Below are 4654 nucleotides of genomic sequence, written 5' to 3'. Positions count from 1 at the left end.
GACAAGCATCGTCATTTTATTATGGTCAGCCTCAGGGTGAAGTGTGTCTAATCAACAGGGTTTTCGGTCTCTAAGTACTTTTTAAAGGGAACATCATCGACTCAAATCTCTATTTGCAACAGTGCCTCGAAAATGGCATTAGGGAAAGCTTTTGGGATTAGTCGTCAGGCGGTATACCGATATTTACAAGTTAGTGAATAGCTTATTGGGATTAGCAACTAAATTTAGTTTAACTTATAAAAATCATGAAACACTGTTCGAATTTTAAGCGTGGAACATGAATAATCAATAAAAAGCCGCTCTGGTGCCCTATATTCCAGAACGGCTTGCTTTAATATAATGATATTTAAAGAGAAATATCAAGCATTACGTATAAGGTGTATTATGTTAATTTTAGAAAATCTTAATCTTTAACTAACATAATCTTCAGTTGATATCACTTGAGCATATGCAAATTCAAAAGCGGCCATTAATGTTGCATGGACATGACCAGCAGGTACTTTAACGCCATTAAATTCCAAGTCTAGTGTTGCACAAGCATCATGAATAACTTTTACCTTATAACCAAAATCAGAAGCAGCACGAACAGCAGCATCAACACACATATGGCTCATAGCACCAATCACGACTAACTCAGTCACTTGATTGCTATCTAAAATTTCTTTGAGATTCGTGTTTAAGAACGCATTGATGTGATTTTTAATGATCACAGATTCATCTTCTTGCGGCTTAACTGTGTCCTGAAATTCAATACCATTTGAGCTAGGTTCAAATATAGGAGATTCAGCATCAGCAATATGTTGGACATGAATCACTTGAGTACCCTGTTTACGGGCCTTCGCAATTACTTTCACTGCATTAGCAGCAGCTTGTTCAATATTTACCAATGGTAATTTACCTGTAGGTAGATATTCATTTTGTAAGTCGATAACTAATAAAGCTGATTTTGACATATCTATTCCTTTACTTAACTAATATTTGTTTTGTTCTGCTTAGGATTTTAAAGAAGTGTGATCCTAGACAGTATCGTGGACAACCAGCCCCTCTAAACTTTTAATATATTTCTGTTCAAAGGCTTCTGGACTTAACCAGCCGTTTGCAGAATGTCTTCTGACTCGATTGTAATAAATTTCAATATAGTCAAACAAGACAGCATTCGCTTCTTTTCGAGTCGAAAACACACTGCCATGTACCACATGACCTTTTAATGTATGAAAGAAGCTTTCAGTCACTGCATTATCCCAACAGTTTCCACGTCTAGACATACTCTGAGTACAATCATTTTTCAGTAACAGCGCTCTAAAATCACGACTACAGTACTGTGAGCCTTGGTCCGAATGAACCATAACACCAGTTGGATAACCCTGACGAGCCATTGCATAGTTAAACGTATCACACACCAACTGGCGGTCTATTCGATGGCTGGTTTGCCACCCCACGATACGACGGCTAAATAAATCTAGCATCACACATAAATACAACCAACCTTCTTTAGTGCGGATATAGGTAATGTCTGTTGTCCAGACTTTATTAGGCTGAGTAGCTGTAAATTGGCGATCCAACAAGTTGGGTGCTGTAGGCAAACGATGGGTTGAATCAGTCGTATGCTTGTATTTACGTGCAATCCTGCTACGTAAACCAAGCTTTTTTAGGATCCTTCCAATAGTACGTTCGCTCATGTTGTAACCTAAATCATGCATGTCATGTACTAATGAAGGTGCACCCAATCGTGCATGATGCTGCCAATATACGGCTTTTAAGTCATTATATTTCTGTGCCGTATTGGCTTGATGTTTTCGCCAGGCATAATAGCCTGAAGTGCTGACACCTAGGTATTTACAGGCAGAAGATACGGTGACTTCATTCATATCTAGATCTTGAATTACCGTGTACTTTTCTTGGCATGATCTGTTAGAAAGTACACATGCGCTTTTTTTAAGATGTCATTGGCTTCCTTGAGCTGTTTGACTTCTTTCTCTAATTCCACGATCCGCTGTTGTTCTGGTGAAAGTTGACGTTTGCTTGAACCTGCCGGATTGGTTTCACGAATCCATTTATCTAATGTTGAATAACCCACACCTAATTTCTGGGCGATTGCAGCTACAGACTCGTGTGAGTTTGAAAGTGCATAATCAATCGCTTGCTGTTTAAATTCGGGACTAAAACGTTTAGCCATTTCTTGAATCTCCAAAGATTAAAGTTACGTTATCTTTAGAGGGACGTGCTGTCCATTATTTTGTCTAGGATCAATGCTATATTTATTATTTTAGAGAGGTAGACCGAATGGCTATACCAGTGATTGGATTGTTCGTTTATCCCAATATAAATCCATTTCACTTCTCTATCCCCCATATCATTTTCAATATCAGGATTGAAGATAAACGCTTATTTGATCTGAAAATTTTTTCTATAGATGGCCAACCCGTAAAAACAGAACAGTCTATGATGATTATCCCTGATGGGGGGATCGAACTCATTAAAGAGTCGGATCTTATTATTATTCCTGGATGGGATGATTTTAATCATGAGCCTGAAGAAGTACTTATCAATGCCCTAAATTGTGCATATCAGACTGGAATTAGAATTGTAGGGTTATGCTATGGAACTTATGCATTGGCATATGCAGGGCTGCTTGACCATAAAAAAGCAGCTACGCACTGGATGGCTGAACAAGATTTTAGTGAACGATTTCCACAGGTTCAGCTTGATAATGACGCCCTGTATGTAGAGGACCAAAGGATCGTAACCTCTGCTGGAACAGGCGCAGCGTTAGACTGCTGCTTGTACTTGGTACGTGAAATCTATAATGCACGAATTGCGAATAAAGTCTCTAGAGTAATGGTGATCCCGCCTCACCGTGAAGGTGGGCAAGCTCAGTTTATTGAACAGCCAGTCGCAGAATCGAGCCAAGATGCACAAATTAATGTATTACTTGATTTTTTAAGAAAGAATTTAGCTTTACAACATAATATTGAAAGCCTCGCTGAACGGACACATATGACACGCAGGACGTTCACACGGCATTTTAAGAAAGCGACAGGCATGACCCTAGTCGATTGGCTGAATACTGAAAGAATCAGATTAAGTTGTGAACTTTTAGAAACGACAAACTTGTCTATCGAAAAGATAACCGAGCTTTCAGGTTTTAATAATACCGTGTCATTTAGAAAAAATTTTCGTGAAAAATATGGCACCAGCCCTCAGGCATGGAGAAAAGCTTTTGGGATCATTAATGAAAATAATCCACCCATTTAACATAATGGTTGTTATACGCAATAAAAAAACCTGGGCACCAACCCAGGTCTAAAATTTAAAAAACAGATAAATATCAGTGCAATAAACTCATTTTTCTAATTTCGTATAACGTGTATTATGTTAATTTTAGGTATATTTAATAATAAGGCCTTTAGTCACCTGAAAAATATCTAAAATTCTATGAATTACCAACAATAGACAACAGCCCGATTATTACCAACCGTTTTGGTCCACCATATAAAGTAATACGGCAATTCCTCGAGCAAATGTTAAATCGCTTTTATCTTTACTATCATATTGATAGTATGTATCTGCTCCTGCTTCTATAAAGTAGAACGTGGATTCCTCCTCACCAAAACTAAATCCTCGATAGAGACTTGAAGCATCTCCAATTTCTGCCATTTTTCTAATGTCGTATTCCCCCTTATAACGATAACTTTTAGGTATCGTATCCCATCGCTTAGACAAAGCTGTAAAACCATTACAATATAGATTACTTTGGCAAGCAGTATATTTAGGTGCAATAGTTGGGTTGTTATAGATATTCATCATCTCTGATAAGCCAGCAAAACTTGATGTTGGCCCTACAAGAGCTAAGACAGTTAAAAATTTTTTCATAGTTGTTTAAATTTTCAATGATGTATTTGAATTATAAGTCATAACCAGTAGAAGGCTAAGCCGTAAAAATTTATGTATTTAACATCATGAGACTTATACGGAATTTAAAAAAATAGCAAAAATAGTAGCTTAGGGCTTCCATTTTAGATTTTGAATAACATGTATTATGTTAATTAAAAAAACTTAAGAATTAGTTATAAATTACATTTATACATTTCACTTGAAATCAACTTACCTTCTACATAGAAATACTCATATAACTTTTTATTTTTTAATTCATAAGTATTTATAGTAAATCTATCATTATTTTCATATCTAAAAATTCCTGTAACTTTATTAGGTGTATTAACCATTAATTCATGAACATTGATTAATATTTTACCGCGTCCATGCATCGCTATAATGTGCGATTTAGTTATTTCTATAGCTTCTACACCATCACACCATGTCCCCAAAAAGTTAGAATTAATTTTTTGTGGTACAGCAAATACAAGAGTAGAAATAAGTAAAATATTTACTGTAAAAATTACTTTGAAAAAGTTTTTTTTAAGATTCATATGTAATTAATAAAGAATAGAATTAGTCTTATAATTATACCAATCTTTATCACAAATAGCCTGCATTTAACATAATGGCGGTTATGCGAAATTCCTATGTTAGAACCCATTTAAAGTGTCTATATTCTCACCAATAAAAATGTCTGGTTTATGATGGTTTTTATCACCATGGACTGGATATAAAATATAGATGCTGATCACTATGTCTGACAAAGAAATTCAAC

Annotated in this window: 5 protein-coding genes; 1 reads left to right on the top strand and 4 read right to left on the bottom strand. The window is 35.8% G+C overall.

The features are described from left to right. Window positions 1–410: 410 nt before the first annotated feature. The gene (locus tag FTU45_RS15010; protein WP_005176773.1) at window positions 411–953 is read right to left on the bottom strand and encodes a cysteine hydrolase family protein; all 543 of its coding nucleotides are present in this window, start codon (window positions 951–953) and stop codon (window positions 411–413) included. 63 nt (window positions 954–1016) lie between these two features. Then, window positions 1017–2176, bottom strand: a protein-coding gene (locus FTU45_RS15005) for an IS3 family transposase (protein WP_180075227.1) whose coding sequence is annotated in 2 segments (ribosomal slippage) — window positions 1017–1942 and window positions 1942–2176 — 1161 coding nt in all. Because the reading frame shifts where the segments join, the coding sequence is not laid out codon by codon here. A 107-nt stretch (window positions 2177–2283) separates the two neighbouring features. Between FTU45_RS15005 and FTU45_RS15000 the strand changes: the two genes are divergently transcribed. Beyond that, window positions 2284–3255, top strand: coding sequence for a GlxA family transcriptional regulator (locus FTU45_RS15000; protein WP_004733159.1), 972 nt, complete (start codon window positions 2284–2286; stop codon window positions 3253–3255). Between the two features lie 213 nt (window positions 3256–3468). Here the strand turns inward: FTU45_RS15000 and FTU45_RS14995 are convergent, their stop codons facing one another. Together FTU45_RS14995 and FTU45_RS14990 are read right to left on the bottom strand one after the other, a co-directional pair. Next, on the bottom strand, window positions 3469–3873 hold the full coding sequence (locus FTU45_RS14995) for a hypothetical protein (protein WP_180076673.1): 405 nt from the start codon (window positions 3871–3873) through the stop codon (window positions 3469–3471). A gap of 194 nt (window positions 3874–4067) precedes the next feature. After that, window positions 4068–4430 carry a hypothetical protein gene (locus FTU45_RS14990; protein WP_180076672.1) on the bottom strand — a complete coding sequence of 121 codons (363 nt, stop codon included), beginning with the start codon at window positions 4428–4430 and terminating at the stop codon, window positions 4068–4070. Window positions 4431–4654: the final 224 nt, after the last annotated feature.

It is taken from the genome of Acinetobacter sp. YH12106, assembly GCF_013418995.1.
Classification (GTDB): Bacteria; Pseudomonadota; Gammaproteobacteria; order Pseudomonadales; family Moraxellaceae; genus Acinetobacter; species Acinetobacter pseudolwoffii.
This window is presented reverse-complemented; position numbering and strand designations above follow the sequence as displayed.

Coding starts and splice junctions, on each gene's coding strand:
- FTU45_RS15010 (WP_005176773.1), bottom strand. CDS start 953: ATGTCAAAATCAGCTTTATTAGTTATCGACTTACAAAATGAATATCTA.
- FTU45_RS15000 (WP_004733159.1), top strand. CDS start 2,284: ATGGCTATACCAGTGATTGGATTGTTCGTTTATCCCAATATAAATCCA.
- FTU45_RS14995 (WP_180076673.1), bottom strand. CDS start 3,873: ATGAAAAAATTTTTAACTGTCTTAGCTCTTGTAGGGCCAACATCAAGT.
- FTU45_RS14990 (WP_180076672.1), bottom strand. CDS start 4,430: ATGAATCTTAAAAAAAACTTTTTCAAAGTAATTTTTACAGTAAATATT.